Source organism: Pedobacter heparinus DSM 2366 (assembly GCF_000023825.1).
Taxonomy (GTDB): domain Bacteria; phylum Bacteroidota; class Bacteroidia; order Sphingobacteriales; family Sphingobacteriaceae; genus Pedobacter; species Pedobacter heparinus.
In genome coordinates this window covers 754,313-769,701 of sequence record NC_013061.1, presented here as the reverse complement: position 1 = coordinate 769,701, position 15,389 = coordinate 754,313, and the positions used below count along the sequence as shown (strand labels likewise).

The window sequence follows — 15,389 nt, the reverse complement described above, 5'->3', positions numbered from 1 at the left end:
TTGTAAATTCGCTACCAATTATTGTAATAACTTACCCTTTTAATACATATTATCAATGGCTTTTGATATAGAAATGATCAAAAAGGTGTATGCAAACTTTGGCCCCCGTGTAGAGGCGGCCCGTAAATTAGTAGGCAGACCTTTAACACTTTCAGAAAAAATACTTTATACCCACCTTTGGGATGGCACTGCAAATACTTCTTACAACAGGGGTGTGGATTATGTAGATTTTGCTCCTGACCGTGTGGCCATGCAGGATGCTACTGCACAAATGGCTTTACTGCAGTTTATGCAGGCAGGCAGACCTCAGGTAGCGGTTCCTTCTACCGTTCATTGCGATCACCTGATTACAGCTAAACTTGGTGCAGCAATTGATTTACCTGCTGCAAATACAGAGAGTAAAGAAGTTTTCGACTTTTTAGCATCTGTTTCTAACAAATATGGTATTGGTTTCTGGAAACCAGGAGCAGGTATCATCCACCAGGTGGTGCTGGAAAATTATGCTTTCCCGGGTGGAATGATGATTGGTACCGACTCACATACCGTTAACGCGGGTGGCTTGGGTATGGTTGCCATTGGTGTTGGTGGTGCTGATGCCTGCGATGTAATGGCTGGTTTGCCTTGGGAACTTAAATTCCCTAAACTGATTGGTGTTAAATTAACCGGAAAGCTGAATGGCTGGGCCTCGCCAAAAGATGTAATCCTTAAGGTTGCAGGTATCTTAACTGTAAAAGGTGGCACTGGCGCCATCGTTGAATATTTTGGTGACGGTGCAACAGGCATGAGCTGTACAGGTAAGGGCACCATCTGTAACATGGGTGCTGAAATTGGCGCAACCACTTCTACTTTTGGATACGACGAGAGCATGGAGCGTTATTTACGTGCAACAAACAGGGCAGATGTGGCTGATGCTGCAAATGCAGTCAAAGAACACCTGACCGGTGATGCAGAAGTATATGCAGAACCTGAAAAATATTTTGATCAGCTGATCGAGATCAACCTTTCTGAACTGGAACCCTACCTGAACGGTCCTTTTACGCCGGATCTGGCTACCCCTATTTCTAAAATGAAAGAGGTTGCAGCAGCAAACGGCTGGCCGTTAAAAGTAGAATGGGGCCTGATCGGTTCATGTACCAATTCATCTTACGAAGATTTGTCGAGAGCCGCATCTATTGCCAAACAGGCCATCGACAAAGGTTTAACTACCAAGGCCGACTTCGGGATCAATCCCGGATCGGAGCAGGTACGCTATACAGCGAACCGCGACGGTTTATTAAAAACTTTTGAAGATCTGAATGCTACCATCTTTACCAATGCCTGCGGACCATGTATTGGGATGTGGGACAGAGTTGGTGCCGAAAAACAAGAGAAAAATACCATTGTACACTCGTTTAACAGAAATTTTGCCAAACGTGCCGATGGTAACCCCAATACTTTTGCTTTTGTGACCTCTCCGGAAGTTGTGGCTGCAATTGCTATTGCCGGCGATCTTAGTTTTAATCCTTTAACTGATACTTTAACCAATAATAAAGGCGAACAGGTTAAATTAGATCCGCCAAAAGGTGATGAACTGCCAGTAAATGGTTATGCTGTTGAAGATGCGGGTTATCAGGAGCCAGCTGCAGATGGCAGCGGTGTACAAGTGCTTGTTTCTCCTACTTCGCACAGGTTGCAATTGCTTGATCCGTTTACACCATGGGAAGGCACGGACCTTAAAGGCCTGAAACTCCTGATCAAAGCAAAGGGAAAATGTACAACAGACCACATCTCTATGGCTGGCCCATGGTTAAAATTCCGTGGCCACCTGGACAACATTTCCAACAACATGCTGATCGGTGCTGTAAACTTCTTTAACGACAAAACTGACAACGTTAAGAATGAACTGACTGGCGAATATGGTCCGGTTCCGGCAACACAACGTGCTTATAAAGCAGCAGGAATAGGTTCTATTGTAGTAGGTGATGAAAACTATGGTGAAGGTTCAAGCCGCGAGCACGCAGCTATGGAGCCACGTCACCTTGGTGTACGTGCCGTACTGGTAAAATCTTTTGCCCGTATCCATGAAACCAACCTTAAAAAACAAGGTATGCTCGGTTTAACATTTGCCAATAAGGACGATTACGATAAGATCCTGGAAGACGACACTATCGACATTGTAGGTTTGACAACTTTTAGCCCTAATGTTCCCTTAACACTGGTATTGCACCATGCTGACGGTTCTAAAGAGGAAATTTCTGTTAACCACAGCTACAATGCACAACAGATTGAATGGTTTAAAGCAGGTGGTGCACTAAATATCATCCGCAGAGAAGCTGCTGCTAAAAACGCATAGCAACAACAAAAATCCTGTAGTTCAATTGAATTACAATACCGTACAGCCTCAGCCTGATAAACCAGGCTGAGGCTTTTTATTTGCGTTAATCGATTTAAGTATTATTTTTGCGGCTCAAACAAATTAAATCAAACGAATTAAAATTATGAGAAAGTTATTGTTGTGTGCTGTAACGGCACTCACTTTTTTTTGTGCGAAAGCTCAGGACGTACAAAATACCATTAAAATTAATCCTCTAAGTGCGCTGTTAAGAACCGGATCGGTATTTTACGAACGCAAAATCAGCGATGGTATGTCTGCACAGCTTGGTGTTGCCTATACTGGTATCAAAATCAGTGATACCAAATTTACGGGCCTGGCCCTTACACCAGAACTGCGCTTTTATCTCAAAAAAAATGCACCTGCCGGTCTTTATGCTGCACCGTTTTTAAGGTATCAGAATTATACTGTTTCTGACGGATCAGATGAAGGTAAATACACTTCATTTGGCGGAGGTGCGCTGATGGGCTATCAGTGGGTATATGGTAGTGGGTTTACTTTAGACCTCTTCTTCGGCCCCAGCTACAACAACGGTAAGTACAAAGCTACTTCAGGCGCCAATGAACCGGATATCAAAGGTGGCATAGAAGGTTTTGGCCTTCGCACCGGCGTTGCCATTGGTTTCGGCTTCTAGACCAGAAAAATTATTTAATAAACCCTTCATGACTGCGTCCTGGAGGGTTTTTACTTTAGAATTCATTTTCGCAATTGAAACAATGATAGGTTTTTCTGGCATGAAAAGGATAAACCATCAACAGTAAAGAAACAATTATAGTAAATATACCAAAGCGCTTTTTGGTAGCCTGTACATAACCCACATTAGAGGAACCACATTTAGGGCATACTTCAATATCAGCAGCTTCGGCTTCTGCTGTCAATGGAATTTCGGCCAGCTCATCCTGTAGTATACTTCTGGCCAGTTCCACATCTTTTTCAAATAAATGCAACTTTACACCACCCAATGCCTGTGTATACAGCGGATTAATCGTAATTGTATTTTCGTCAGACAAAAAACACTGTACACCACTATCTATTAATCTTGCTTTTACAATATTGGCTTCTATAGGGTTATAATAGGTCTCAAATACTACAATTTTATCCATTTTTTATTGCCTTTTAGCTAAATATACCTAAAAAAACCTTAACGGCGAAGGAAGTCCCTAAACCAAAGTCCGGAATCTTTAACAGTACGCTGTTGGGTCTTAAAATCGGTATGCACCAGGCCAAAGCGGGCATTAAAACCTTCTGCCCATTCAAAATTGTCCATCAGTGTCCAGGCCATATAGCCGGTAATGTTGAGCCCCTCCTGCTTTGCCTTTAACAGCGCGCCCAGGTATTGCTGAAAATAATCAATCCGGTCCTGGTCATGCACCTGGTTATGGATCAGTTTATCGTGATAGGCCGCCCCATTTTCGGTAATCATTAAACTTTTGATATTGGGATAGGCGCTAAACTGTTTGATAATGTTGTAAAAACTGCCGGCATTAATTTCCCAGCCCATGGCAGTATGCGGCTTTTTACGGCTTTTGGCCTTTACTTCCCAGGCCTGTACCACAGGAATAAAAGCATTGTATTTGATGGTTAGTGGAAAATAGTTCTGCAGGCCTATAAAATCAAAATCGAAGGCCAGGCGTTCAGTATGCCTCCAGGTAGAATGCTGGATAGAAAACTTTTCCATCAGCTCCCAGTCGGCCGTCGGATAACCCATACCCAATGCTGGCTCTATAAACAAACGGTTCATGAGGCAATCAACCCGTTTTGAGGCCAGCAGGTCGGAATCACTTTGTGTATAGGGAATAATTTCGGAGCAGGAAAAGCTGGTACCAATATGTGCATTTTGAACTTCAGCTCTTAATATCCGGCCTCCGTCGGCCTGTGCAATTGCCGTATGATGAACGGCAGAGAAAAAATTAGTGAGTCCTGTTTTGCCTGGAGCGTGTACACCAAGCATATAACCCAGTGAAGTAAAGCCAAAAGGCTCGTTCAATACGATCCAGTTTTTCACTTTATCACCATATGCTTTTGCACATACGGTAACAAAGTGGTTAAAGCTGTTGTTGACAGAAAAAGCCGTCCATCCACCCTCATCTTCCAGTGCATCGGGCAGGTCCCAATGGTATAAAGTAATGTAAGGTACAATACCCTGCAGCAAGCATTCATCTATAACCTGATGATAAAACAGAATCCCTTCCGGATTGATGCGCCCTTTGCCGTTGGGCAGGATGCGAGGCCAGGAAATAGAGAAACGAAAAATACCGAAACCCAGCATTTTTACAAGGGCAATATCTGCTTTATAACTGTGATAAAAATCGCAGGTATGAGTTGGCAGATGTCCTTTTTTGATTTTCCCGGATCGTTTGGAAAAGGTATCCCATATAGACAAACCTTTACCATACCCTTCGGCAGCACCTTCAATCTGTGCCGCAGCCGTGGCCACACCCCATAAAAAATCATTTCCAAAATCTGAGGCCCTGATCATATCTGTTGTTATTAAAAGGCAATATGGTAATCCTATATTAAGTTAACGTTAAGCCTATCTGTTTCAGCAGCAAAGCTGCATTAAAAGTTTTACAGGGCCCATGTTTTAACTTATAATCGAAGTTCATCTCTCCTTCCGAGATCTGGATATCGAAATGATAATTACGGATCTTTTCCGGATGGTCTTCCTCCATCTCAGACAGTTGCAGGTCATGTGTAGCAAATAATGCAGGGGTCTTTTGTTCGATCATTTTTTCTATGAACACTTTGGAGCCGAGGTATTTGTCTTTGCTATTGGTTCCCCTCAGCATTTCATCTATCAGCACAAAAGAATTCTGGTTGGTCTGTATCGCATCCAGGATCATTTTTAAGCGGTTCAGCTCTGCTTTAAAGGTAGAGGTCTGGTCGTTTAACGAGTCTTTGATCCGCATATACGACAGGATATTGAAAATGGATACCGACATTTGGGCTGCGCAAACCGCTGCACCGGTAAAAGCAAGTACCATATTGATACCCGCTGTACGCAGGAAAGTACTTTTTCCGGCCATATTAGAGCCTGTTACAATATCAACAGTTGGATTAGCGGTTACATTAAAATCGTTTAGTACACGTACCTTTTCAGGAATGAGCGGATGACCAAGTTTGCTGGCGCTAAAATGAAAATTGTCTTCAATTAAAGGGAAGTTCCAGTCGGGCTGGTTATAACTTAAGGTAGCAAAAGAGATCAGTTCTTCAAACTGACTGATCCGCAGCATCCCTTTGATCAACTGTATGGACGACTTGTCGTGCCAGTTGCTCAGGTTAATGGAACACTTCAGGTCCCATAGTAAAAAGAGGTTCAGGAATGCGCTGACAATGATGTTTAGTCTGGCATCAAAAGCCTGGATAATGGCCGACAAGCTCCTGATCTGTGCGCTCACCGGCTGATCGGATTTACTGCTGTCAAAAAAGCCTTTGATGTAAGTGCTGTTCCATTTTACATCCTCAGTCCATTTTACGGTACCAGCAAATGCATTGAGCATGGCCGATCCTTTACCAAACCCATTATAAACCCGGTTAATGGCAGCAAGGTTAAAAAAAGTAAGGCCGGAATTGAAAAGCAGGACCAGGGCAAAAAACTGCCACAACAAGCCACCATACCCTATAGCCAGGGCCAGCATACCCATGGTTACAAAGGGAACAAGTTTAACATATAACCTGAGGGTCCGGTTGCGGGCAAACTTAAGCTGCCCTGGCAATTCGTGCTGTAGTTTATTTTTTATCACACGCAGCTGTTCCGGTTTATGGTCTTGTAACTCGGCCCTGAAATGAAAGGTTTGTGCGATGTGGTTTATCAATTCGGCTATGGCCTCCTGTCTTTGCAGGATGGTAGCTTTATCGTTTGCCCTGCTCAGATTGGCAGCCAGCAGGTCTAGTCCGTCATTGGTATTGCAACGGTTAACATACGAATACAGCGAACCCTGTCCAAAAATATCCAGATCGGATGCGTACGGATGGTATTCATCAGCATAAGCGTTACCATTGTCATATCCGTTCTTACCGTCGCTTAACTGGTTTATCTCGTTCTGATAAACCCATAACAAGGCCCTGGTATAAGCTAGCTCTTTTTGAACGGTAGTTTGTTTTTTGACCAGGACCAGAAAAAGTACCAGCGGCACAAAAAGTAATACCCCAAAAAACCATTCGAAACCAAAATTAATGATCAGGGCTACCATAAGGATCTCGGCAATAAAGAGCCCTAACCTCGAAAAGGAGATGTTATTTAATTTGCGTTTAAGCCCGTCAATCTGCTTTTGTTGTTGTGCAGCTTTATTTTGATAACCGTTAAGGATGCTATGTTTTGTTTTTACCATTATATTTGAATTCCTGAATAATTTATCGCGCTGTACTTTGACCAGAATCAGGACAAAGTGTTACGGAACGTTTAGGTGCTAAGATAAACAATAGATCAATTAAATGAAGATTACGTTACTGGTTGTAGGGAAGACAGAGGATAAATACCTGGTTGAGGGGATTGAAAAATACCTGAGCAGGCTGAAACACTATATTGGTTTTAACCTGGTAGTGATCCCTGAACTGAAGAATACAAAGAACCTGACAGAGGCCCAGCAAAAATCAAAGGAAGCAGAGCTGATCTTAAAGCAGGTCAGTAATCTGGATTCGGTAATTTTGCTGGATGAAAAAGGAAAGAAGTATACTTCCGTTTCTTTTTCAAATTATTTAAACAAACAGATGATTGGAAGTGTTCAGCATTTGGTTTTTATGATTGGGGGGCCTTATGGTTTTGACGAAAGTATTTACAGGCGGGCCAACGGCAGCATGTCGCTGTCAGACATGACTTTCTCGCATCAGATGGTGCGCTTGTTTTTTGTAGAGCAGCTTTACAGGGCATTTAGCATATTGAAAGGTGAGCCCTATCACCACGAATAATAAAAAAGGTTTTGTGGAAATCAGAGCCGCAAAACATCATGACATAAAAGGAGGTTATTATGCGTTTACCATCGGATTATAAGCGGGATTACAGGTTTAAAAGTGACACCAAAAAAGACAGGCTCAGCTATATTATAGCAATTGTGGTCTCTATTATTGCCTTTTTGCTGATCTGGTACCTGTTTTAGTAAAACAAAAAGGATGTAAATATAAAAGGGCACCCAAAAGGCGCCCTTTTATATTTCATCAGGAGGTAATTAAACTCCTTTTTTGCTCGTCATATTGGCCTTTTTAGCTGGCTGGGCCGTTTTACTCGGGGCCTTTGCATTGGCCGGCTTAGGTGTAGCTTTAGGTTTTTTCTCTGCTTTATCTTCTTTAACGGCTTCACCTTCTGCAGGGGCTGCAGGGGCTTCTTCATTAAATAGCGGAAGGTCTTTAAGCAAATGGTACCAGCTCACAATTTTTTTCATATCAGAAGCATAAACTTTCTCCTGATCGTGGTTTGGGGCTACTTCTGAAAAAAATGCTTTCAGCACTTTAGGATCTGCCTTTGCATCAGGGACCTCTCCTTTTGCAGCTACCATATTGGCCAAAACATCCGTTAACTTCAGATCTTCATCTTCGCCGTATACTGTAATGTCTTCTAACGATGCCAGTTTGGTTGTAGTGATATTAGCTACAATTTTTACTTTCTGGGCATCCAGGCTTTCAAGAACATATCCTGCTTTGTTCTGACCAACCAGTTTAAATAAACCAGGTCTTCCAGATACTGCTACAATTCCTCTTAAATTCATATTAATCTTCTATTACTTCGATTCCTAAAATTTTGTCACCTTGTCTGATGTCGTCTACAACATCAACATTTTCAATTACCTTACCAAAGCAGGTATGGTTTCTGTCAAGGTGCGCGGTATTGTCTCTGCTGTGGCAGATAAAAAACTGCGAACCGCCCGTATTTCTTCCGGCATGTGCCATAGACAATACACCACGGTCATGATATTGGTTTTCACCCGTCAGCTCGCAATCAATTTTATAACCCGGGCCACCTGCACCTGTTCCGGTAGGATCTCCACCCTGAACAACAAAATTAGGGATTACCCTATGAAAGGTTACACCGTTATAAAAACCATCTTTTGCTAATTTTAAAAAGTTAGCAACTGTATTTGGTGCATCCTGGTCATAAAACTGAACCGTCATGTCACCTTTATCTGTTTTAATTATTGCTTTGCTCATGATCATTTTTGTAAATGGCAAAAATAGTAAAATCATACGATTACAGAAGCGAATGATGTTAAAAAGCGTTAAATATAAAAAAGCGGCCATATCAATTGATATGGCCGCTTTTTTAGGATCAGATACCAAAAAATACTTTTATTTAGCTAATAAACCATCTTTAACCAGCTGATCTACCATTACTTTAGGATAAGTTCTTACAAAATTATCAATAGAACCAGGATTAACCGTTTCCGACTGTGCAGACCATACCAGCTTATTTCCGTCTATATCATACAGATTGGTTTCCATAAAATAAGTTCTGTCGGTTACGTAATAACCGGGCTCGTAAAACCTGGGGCCCCAGTAATTGTAATAACTATAAAATCCGCCATACCATCTGTAAAAAGGATAGGGAGCATACATATTATTTCCGGGAACATACCTGGTCTCACTGTTTTTGTCGATCAGAGATATCGTAAGGATATAGTTTGCACCCGAGTTCCTGATTTTTGAAAGCACTTGTTTTTCTGCCGGTATTTTCTGATAAAATTCAGGGTTAAAGAAATCGTTTCCTTTTACTGTTTTTACATTTTTCTCTCCAACCAATGTGCTAAACCCATTTTCGAGTTCTGTTCTCACTTTCATATTCCGGGTTAGCGAGGTGATGAAAATGGTTTGTCCGCTCAATAAGGTCTTACCCCTTGCAGAAGTATCCACCCAGGATCCTGTAACCCTGGTAATGGGGCTGCAAGACCATATCATCCCACTGATCAGCAGCATGATATATAACATTATTCGTTTCATGATCTAGATTTTAGTGTAGAACAAAAGAAATACAAAAAGGTTTAAGATTTGCCGGTAAAAATAGCGTTACTCCGTTGCGGAAACTTCTGCCTAAATGTGGATAACACTGTCAATGTTCAAAACATCATTCAAACATTTTATGTTGCTTTCAGTTTTAACACATATTAAACTTTCAGATTTTATGCAGAAAAAAGAGACCAACACGAGTACAGACCTTCAAAAATTTATTGAAAAATTTGAACCCAACAAGTTTAAGCTGCTGGCCAGAGGAATTGAGATCAGGGGTAACAATGACTTGCACCGCAGCATTACTTTTGCGAAAGAACTGATTGAAAAAATGAAGCTCAAACTAACTGTTCACCATTCTGCCGAGATGGCTTTATATGGTGGGTTTGAAGTTGTTTATGCTAAATGAAACAGAGTTACGGCATATTGTTATACAGGTGGAGATCGGGCCAACCAGAATTTTTTCTGGTGCATCCCGGCGGCCCTTTCTTTGTAAATAAACATGCCGGAAGCTGGACCATCCCTAAAGGTGAGGCCAACGTGGACGAAGCCCCACTACATACGGCCATCAGGGAATTTGAGGAAGAAACAGGCTATCGGCCATCTGGTCATTTTATTCCATTAACCCCTATTGTCCAGAAAGGTGGCAAACAGGTGCATTGCTGGGCCGTTGAAGGCGACCTTGACGCTACAGCCATCCGCAGCAACACTTTTGAACTGGAATGGCCGCCACATTCGGCAAAAAAACAGGTCTTCCCTGAAATAGATCGTGCAGAATGGCATTGCTTTGAAGAAGCCTGCAAACTGATCAATGAAAAGCAGCAGGACCTGTTGCAGCAGTTTAGCAACCTGGCAAAAAACAACATCTGATGTAGCGGTACCCGAAGCCTATAATTTACTTTTTTTTATAGCGTTATATCGTTACATTCGTATCAATACGCCTTTTATGACCGCTAAACAAATCCCTCTTTTATTCTTTCTGTTATGTTGCAGCATCATGGTAAGGGCATCATCTATCCTGATCTATATGGATGAGGATCAGAAAAATCATTTAAAAGCTTATGGCATAACTTACTGGAGTATTAAACAGCAGGCCGATGTAAGCTGGCTTTTAAATTACAGGGGCGGCAGTTTTTTAATTAAATACAATAAAGCAGTAGAAGATGAATGCAAGGCCAGGGGGGTATCTTACCAGATACTGCCTGATGGAAAAGTAACTGCAATTTTAAACGAGATCAGCAATCCACAGGTAAACATGGAAATGGTTAAACTGGAGAAAGCACCTAAAATTGCGGTATACTCGCCCAAAAGCAAACTACCATGGGATGATGCCGTAACCTTGGTGCTCACTTATGCCGAGATTCCTTATGATGTGGTATACGACGATGAAGTATTGAAAGATAAACTAACGGGGTACGACTGGCTGCACCTGCACCATGAAGACTTTACCGGACAATATGGCCGTTTCTGGAGCGCTTTCAGAAATGCCACCTGGTACCGGGAAGATGTAAAGAACCAGGAGGCTGCTGCAAAAAGAAATGGCTTTAAAAAAGTCTCGGAGATGAAACTGGCTGTAGCAAAAAGAATAAAAGAGTTTTGTGCAGGAGGAGGTTTTTTGTTTGCCATGTGCTCCGGAACCGACAGCTTTGACATTGCCCTGAGTGCTGAAGGGGTAGATATATGCGAAAGCATGTTTGACGGGGATGCCGCCGACCCCCAGGCACAGTCAAAACTAAACTTTAACCAGACTTTCGCCTTTAAGGATTTTCAGCTGGACCTGAACCCGGCCAATTATGAGTTTTCGGATATTGATGTTACCCAGACCCGCACCTTAACCCAAAGTAATGACTACTTTACGCTGTTCGATTTTTCGGCCAAATGGGACCTGGTGCCTACCATGCTGACCCAGAACCACGACAAAGTGATCAAAGGCTTTATGGGGCAGACTACAGCTTTCAGAAAACGCCTGGTAAAACCCGGGGTTACCGTACTTGGCGAAAATAAAGGTGCAGAAGAAGTGAGGTATTTAAATGGAGAAATTGGAAAGGGACAGTTCACCTTTTATGGGGGCCATGACCCGGAAGATTATCAGCATGCCGTGGGCGATCCGCCGACAGACCTGAACTTGCACCCGAATTCTCCGGGCTATCGCCTGATCTTAAACAATGTTCTGTTTCCCGCGGCTAAAAAGAAACCGCAAAAAACCTAGTCGTAAAAATTCCATTGTACACCAAATTTGAACAATAGCCTATCCTGCATAGGATATTGGTTAATGGTATAATAGCCATTAACAGGGAAGCCCTGGTTTACATAATCGCATTTTACAAACAGATTGGCCTTTCTTAAACTGGCCTTTACCCAAACGTCAACAATTGGCGTGGTATCAAAGGTCTTGTCGTTGCTGCCCACATAAAACTGCCCTGCTGCAGGTGAATAGGAATAGTTTTTATAGGAGGTATTGTAACGTACATCAAAACCTACGTTGGTTTTGAGCACCTTAAAAAAAGTCTGGTCCAGGTAAAAGCTGTTAAAAGTATAGACCTCAGGTGTACGCAGAATTCCGGGATTATCGGTTTTCTGATAAACCAGGTAACTGTCCAGATGAAACTTACCCCATTTAAATTTCTTGCCTAATGCAATTTTAAGCAGGTTGATACTGCCACTTAGCTGAACTGGTTTAATGCCATTTTTGGTAACTGAACCCAGGGTATCCTGCTCAAAATACAGGTAATTATTGATCAGGTAGTATTCGGCGGTAGCGTCAAATTTCAGCCTATCATTAAAATATTTAAAAGAAAGGTTAATGGTTTTGGTGCGGTCAAAATTGTTTAACCAGCTGTAATGGTTGCCCACATATCTGTTGTAAAGTTCTTCGGGTGATTTATTCTGAAAATAAGTCCCCAGAACTACCCTACCCACGGAATTGCTGAGCAATACGTTACTTTTTGCTTCATAAAGGAAATCGCCGGTATTGAGGCCCTGAAAAATCTGTTCAACATCAACATTCAGGTCTATCCTGTTGCTAAACCTGTAACCGGCAGCGCCCAGCAGGGTAATGTTCTGAAAAGAAGAGGTGTAATTATAAAAATTGGTTTTATCCCTGTACCGTCCAAGCTGGGTATAATCGTAATAATCATGCCTTATCCCGGCATCCAGTTTCAGCTCATTTTTTATGATGGTACTGGCCTTGGCCCTGAGAAAAAAGCTATAAATGAATTCGTTCTGGATGTGTTTGTAACTGGTACTGTCATTTGTAAAGGTACTGTCGGCATAGCCTTTCGGAAATACTGAGTGGTCATCAGCCTCATCCTTTTGAAAGGCATAAGAATTTTTACTGTACTTAAATGTGTAAGAGATTTTGTTAGTGGGCAGTATCTTGTCTGATATTTCCTGGGCAAGGCTATCTATACGGCCAACAAAGTAGGTTTGCTTAAGCATAAAAGAACCTTGCCGCCATATTTGCCTGGCATTGTTTAACCTTATGCGTTCGGCTATCCGGTTAAGGCCAAGCTGCGAAGCACTGGTATAAATGCTGTCGTTGGTGATGGACCCGTTTTCTGCTGCTTTTAGTGTATTAAATATAGCATTACTCCACAGGTTATAGCGTTTGTTGGGCGATTGATACCAGGTAAAAAGTGCACCATTTAAATCGTCGCCCCTTTGCCGGGCATAAACACCATTGGCACCTATCCGGTTAAAATTGGCGCCAATATTAAAATTCTTCTTTACATTTTGAGAATGGATAACCCTAAAAACCTGTTCCACATCGCTCGCAGCAACGTAGTATAGACTGGTAAAGGGGGTTCGGGCCTGATAATATTTCACATCATCCTGGGTCATCGCATAATAATCCAGCGCATGAAATCCGGCATCAAAGCCTATTGTTTTAAGTGGTTCAAACAACATGGGCATGGCAGCCAGGCCTAGGTTTCCGGTACTAACTGTTGGCCTGCGTGGCTGAACAAGCACACTAAAGTTTTGAAAGCCGTTTAAACTGGTATCCAGGGCCAGGGTCTGTATGCTGTCTTTAGTAAGTTTAAGTGTTGTATACCGTACATATTTAGAAGTAAACACTACTGAATCCTGCCCCTCCTCTTCCTTTTTTCTTAAAGAGTCCAGTTCCTTATTGTCCTTAACCGTAGTTTTTAAGTCCTGCGCAGTTACCTGCCCAATACCCAAACTGATCAGCAAAAAAACAAATAAAACAATGCGTTTATACATTACAATGTTGAAATTAACTGGCTCAATATTTTAGTCATCTTAGGCTCTGCCTCTCTTGCGGTTTCCAGGATTTCTTCCAGGCTAACCGGCACCAGTACTTCTGTAAAGCCTTCATCGGTAAGTACCGAAATGGCAAATACAGGAATCCCCGAATGTTTGGCCACAATGACTTCTGGTACTGTACTCATGCCTACGGCATCCCCACCTATAATCCTAAGGTACTTATATTCTGCTTTTGTTTCTAAATTAGGCCCGGTTACAGAAACATATACACCCTGGTGACAGTTGATCCCTTCTTTTTCGGCAATTGCCATAGCACTGTCAATCAGTTCGCGGCTGTAGGGCTGGCTCATATCAGGAAAGCGCGGGCCCATATCTGCATCATTATGTCCTCTTAACGGACTTTCAGGTTGTAAATTGATGTGGTCATTGATGATCATCAGGTCGCCTTTTTTAAAATTGGGATTTAAGGACCCCGCTGCGTTTGAAACGAACAAACAGTGTATACCCAATGCCTTCATGGCCCTGATGGGAAAGGTAATTTGCTGCATGCTATAGCCTTCATAATAATGCAGACGACCCTGCATGGCAATTACTTTTTTGCCCTTTAATGTTCCAAAGATTAGCTTTCCCGAATGAAATTCCAGCGTTGAAATAGGGAAGTTAGGAATATTGGAATACATCAAGTTGTATTCCACTTCTATTTCTGTTACCAGGGCTCCCAGTCCAGTTCCCAAAACAATTCCAATTTCAGGTTGAAAATTATTCGTCTTACGCTTTATATATTCAACGGTTTCGTGTAGTGCTTGAAACATAATTTAAAATCTTTTGATCAAAGGTAGTTTTATCTTCGTCTTGTAAGGCTATTTTAATTGGCAAATAAAAGACGGGTAAATTTAACAGTAATTCTTTTAAGGTAATAGCTAATAAACGCTGTGCATCCTTTTCTGTTGTTACAATGATCTTTTCTTTTTTAGGATCACTGTTAAAGGCATTTACCAGCTGCAAGATGTTCTGTTTGCCGAATTGGTAATGATCGGGATAGTCATAGTGCCGGATATTGGCCGAATAATTTTTCAAATGCGATACTAAAGGAGCTGGATTGGCTATTCCGGTAAGCAAAAAAATACTTGTATCGGCCGGCAATGCCGAACACACCTGTTCCTGCCCGGAAAATAAATGCTTCAGGTTGCCATAGGTAATAAATGAAAAAAACAGCTGCTTTGGTGGCCCTTCATTAAATCTATCCTTACACATTGATCGTTTTATAGCGTCAAGCTGCCCAGGTGCTTTGGTAACCAGCAGCAAATCGGCCCTTTTATAGCCGCTAAAGGGCTCCCTTAAGTTTCCTGCTGGCAACAAAAACTGGCGTTTTAACAACTTTTCGTATTCAAACAGCAAAACGTTGAAACCTGCCCGCACTGCGCGGTGCTGATAGGCATCATCCAGTATAATCACATCATGTTGGTCTTTTAGCAAACGGATTCCCTTTACCCTGTCTTCACATACGGCCACGGTAACATGGGCAAATTTATGATAAAACTGCATGGGTTCATCACCAATAGTCTCTGCAGTGGCCCTTTCATCGGCCAGGATAAAACCTTTGGTTTTACGGCCATATCCCCTGCTTAAAATAGCTATTTTATAACCGCCCAATAAGTTAACCAGGTATTCGGTTACGGGGCTTTTACCCGAACCGCCTACAACCAGGTTTCCTACACAGATTACCGGAATATCGAAACTGGTTGATTTAAACAGCCCCATGTTGTACAGCTGATTTCTGCATACAACCACCAGGCCATAAAACACAGAAAAAGGGAGCAATATTAGCCTAAGGTATTTGATCATATTCAGAATCCAAAAA

At 42.1% G+C, this 15,389-nt stretch carries 16 protein-coding genes; 7 read left to right on the top strand and 9 right to left on the bottom strand.

Annotated features, from left to right (window positions below):
- The first annotated feature begins 55 nt into the window (after window positions 1-55).
- Window positions 56-2,332 (top strand): aconitate hydratase, encoded by a 2,277-nt coding sequence (locus PHEP_RS03300; RefSeq protein ID WP_012780828.1) that lies wholly within the window; start codon window positions 56-58, stop codon window positions 2,330-2,332.
- 145 nt (window positions 2,333-2,477) lie between these two features.
- Window positions 2,478-3,005: a DUF3575 domain-containing protein gene (locus tag PHEP_RS03295; RefSeq protein ID WP_012780827.1), complete on the top strand. Its 528-nt coding sequence runs from the start codon at window positions 2,478-2,480 to the stop codon at window positions 3,003-3,005.
- Window positions 3,006-3,060: 55 nt separating this feature from the next.
- Here the strand turns inward: PHEP_RS03295 and PHEP_RS03290 are convergent, their stop codons facing one another.
- From PHEP_RS03290 to PHEP_RS03280, 3 genes are read right to left on the bottom strand one after another with little or no spacing between them, the layout of a single operon-like run.
- A complete protein-coding gene (locus PHEP_RS03290; RefSeq protein WP_012780826.1) occupies window positions 3,061-3,474 on the bottom strand; it encodes a putative signal transducing protein in 414 nt (137 codons plus the stop codon).
- A gap of 38 nt (window positions 3,475-3,512) precedes the next feature.
- Window positions 3,513-4,850 (bottom strand): GH1 family beta-glucosidase, encoded by a 1,338-nt coding sequence (locus PHEP_RS03285; protein ID WP_012780825.1) that lies wholly within the window; start codon window positions 4,848-4,850, stop codon window positions 3,513-3,515.
- Between the two features lie 37 nt (window positions 4,851-4,887).
- Window positions 4,888-6,702 carry a MutS-related protein gene (locus PHEP_RS03280; RefSeq protein ID WP_012780824.1) on the bottom strand — a complete coding sequence of 605 codons (1,815 nt, stop codon included), beginning with the start codon at window positions 6,700-6,702 and terminating at the stop codon, window positions 4,888-4,890.
- Window positions 6,703-6,805: 103 nt separating this feature from the next.
- Here PHEP_RS03280 and rlmH point away from each other — a divergent pair, with 103 nt between their 5' ends.
- The gene (gene rlmH, locus PHEP_RS03275; RefSeq protein ID WP_012780823.1) at window positions 6,806-7,279 is read left to right on the top strand and encodes a 23S rRNA (pseudouridine(1915)-N(3))-methyltransferase RlmH; all 474 of its coding nucleotides are present in this window, start codon (window positions 6,806-6,808) and stop codon (window positions 7,277-7,279) included.
- A 59-nt stretch (window positions 7,280-7,338) separates the two neighbouring features.
- Window positions 7,339-7,467: a hypothetical protein gene (locus PHEP_RS22390; protein ID WP_012780822.1), complete on the top strand. Its 129-nt coding sequence runs from the start codon at window positions 7,339-7,341 to the stop codon at window positions 7,465-7,467.
- A 69-nt stretch (window positions 7,468-7,536) separates the two neighbouring features.
- Here PHEP_RS22390 and PHEP_RS03270 read toward each other — a convergent pair whose 3' ends face one another.
- From PHEP_RS03270 to PHEP_RS03260, 3 genes are all read right to left on the bottom strand, one after another.
- On the bottom strand, window positions 7,537-8,073 hold the full coding sequence (locus PHEP_RS03270) for a DUF5606 family protein (protein WP_012780821.1): 537 nt from the start codon (window positions 8,071-8,073) through the stop codon (window positions 7,537-7,539).
- Window position 8,074: 1 nt separating this feature from the next.
- A complete protein-coding gene (locus PHEP_RS03265) occupies window positions 8,075-8,512 on the bottom strand; it encodes a peptidylprolyl isomerase (protein WP_012780820.1) in 438 nt (145 codons plus the stop codon).
- Window positions 8,513-8,650: 138 nt separating this feature from the next.
- On the bottom strand, window positions 8,651-9,298 hold the full coding sequence (locus PHEP_RS03260; RefSeq protein WP_143715682.1) for a DUF4136 domain-containing protein: 648 nt from the start codon (window positions 9,296-9,298) through the stop codon (window positions 8,651-8,653).
- A gap of 181 nt (window positions 9,299-9,479) precedes the next feature.
- On the opposite strand from PHEP_RS03260, the gene PHEP_RS03255 reads away from it, so the two are divergent.
- The 3 genes from PHEP_RS03255 (at window position 9,480) to PHEP_RS03245 (ending at window position 11,513) form a co-directional block, all read left to right on the top strand.
- On the top strand, window positions 9,480-9,713 hold the full coding sequence (locus PHEP_RS03255; protein WP_036675470.1) for a hypothetical protein: 234 nt from the start codon (window positions 9,480-9,482) through the stop codon (window positions 9,711-9,713).
- A complete protein-coding gene (locus tag PHEP_RS03250; RefSeq protein WP_012780817.1) occupies window positions 9,710-10,174 on the top strand; it encodes an NUDIX hydrolase in 465 nt (154 codons plus the stop codon). Before PHEP_RS03255 ends, PHEP_RS03250 begins: the two co-directional genes overlap by 4 nt.
- Before the next feature lie 76 nt (window positions 10,175-10,250).
- Window positions 10,251-11,513 (top strand): hypothetical protein, encoded by a 1,263-nt coding sequence (locus tag PHEP_RS03245; protein WP_012780816.1) that lies wholly within the window; start codon window positions 10,251-10,253, stop codon window positions 11,511-11,513.
- Here PHEP_RS03245 and PHEP_RS03240 read toward each other — a convergent pair.
- The 3 genes from PHEP_RS03240 to lpxK are packed head-to-tail and all read right to left on the bottom strand — an operon-like array spanning window position 11,510 to window position 15,373.
- The gene (locus PHEP_RS03240; protein ID WP_012780815.1) at window positions 11,510-13,525 is read right to left on the bottom strand and encodes a putative porin; all 2,016 of its coding nucleotides are present in this window, start codon (window positions 13,523-13,525) and stop codon (window positions 11,510-11,512) included. The two genes, PHEP_RS03245 and PHEP_RS03240, sit on opposite strands and share 4 nt — an antisense overlap.
- Complete coding sequence (locus tag PHEP_RS03235) at window positions 13,525-14,340, bottom strand: purine-nucleoside phosphorylase (protein ID WP_012780814.1); 816 nt, start codon at window positions 14,338-14,340, stop codon at window positions 13,525-13,527. Before PHEP_RS03235 ends, PHEP_RS03240 begins: the two co-directional genes overlap by 1 nt.
- Window positions 14,312-15,373, bottom strand: coding sequence for a tetraacyldisaccharide 4'-kinase (gene lpxK / locus PHEP_RS03230; RefSeq protein WP_012780813.1), 1,062 nt, complete (start codon window positions 15,371-15,373; stop codon window positions 14,312-14,314). The genes PHEP_RS03235 and lpxK overlap by 29 nt, the downstream gene beginning before the upstream one ends.
- Window positions 15,374-15,389: the final 16 nt, after the last annotated feature.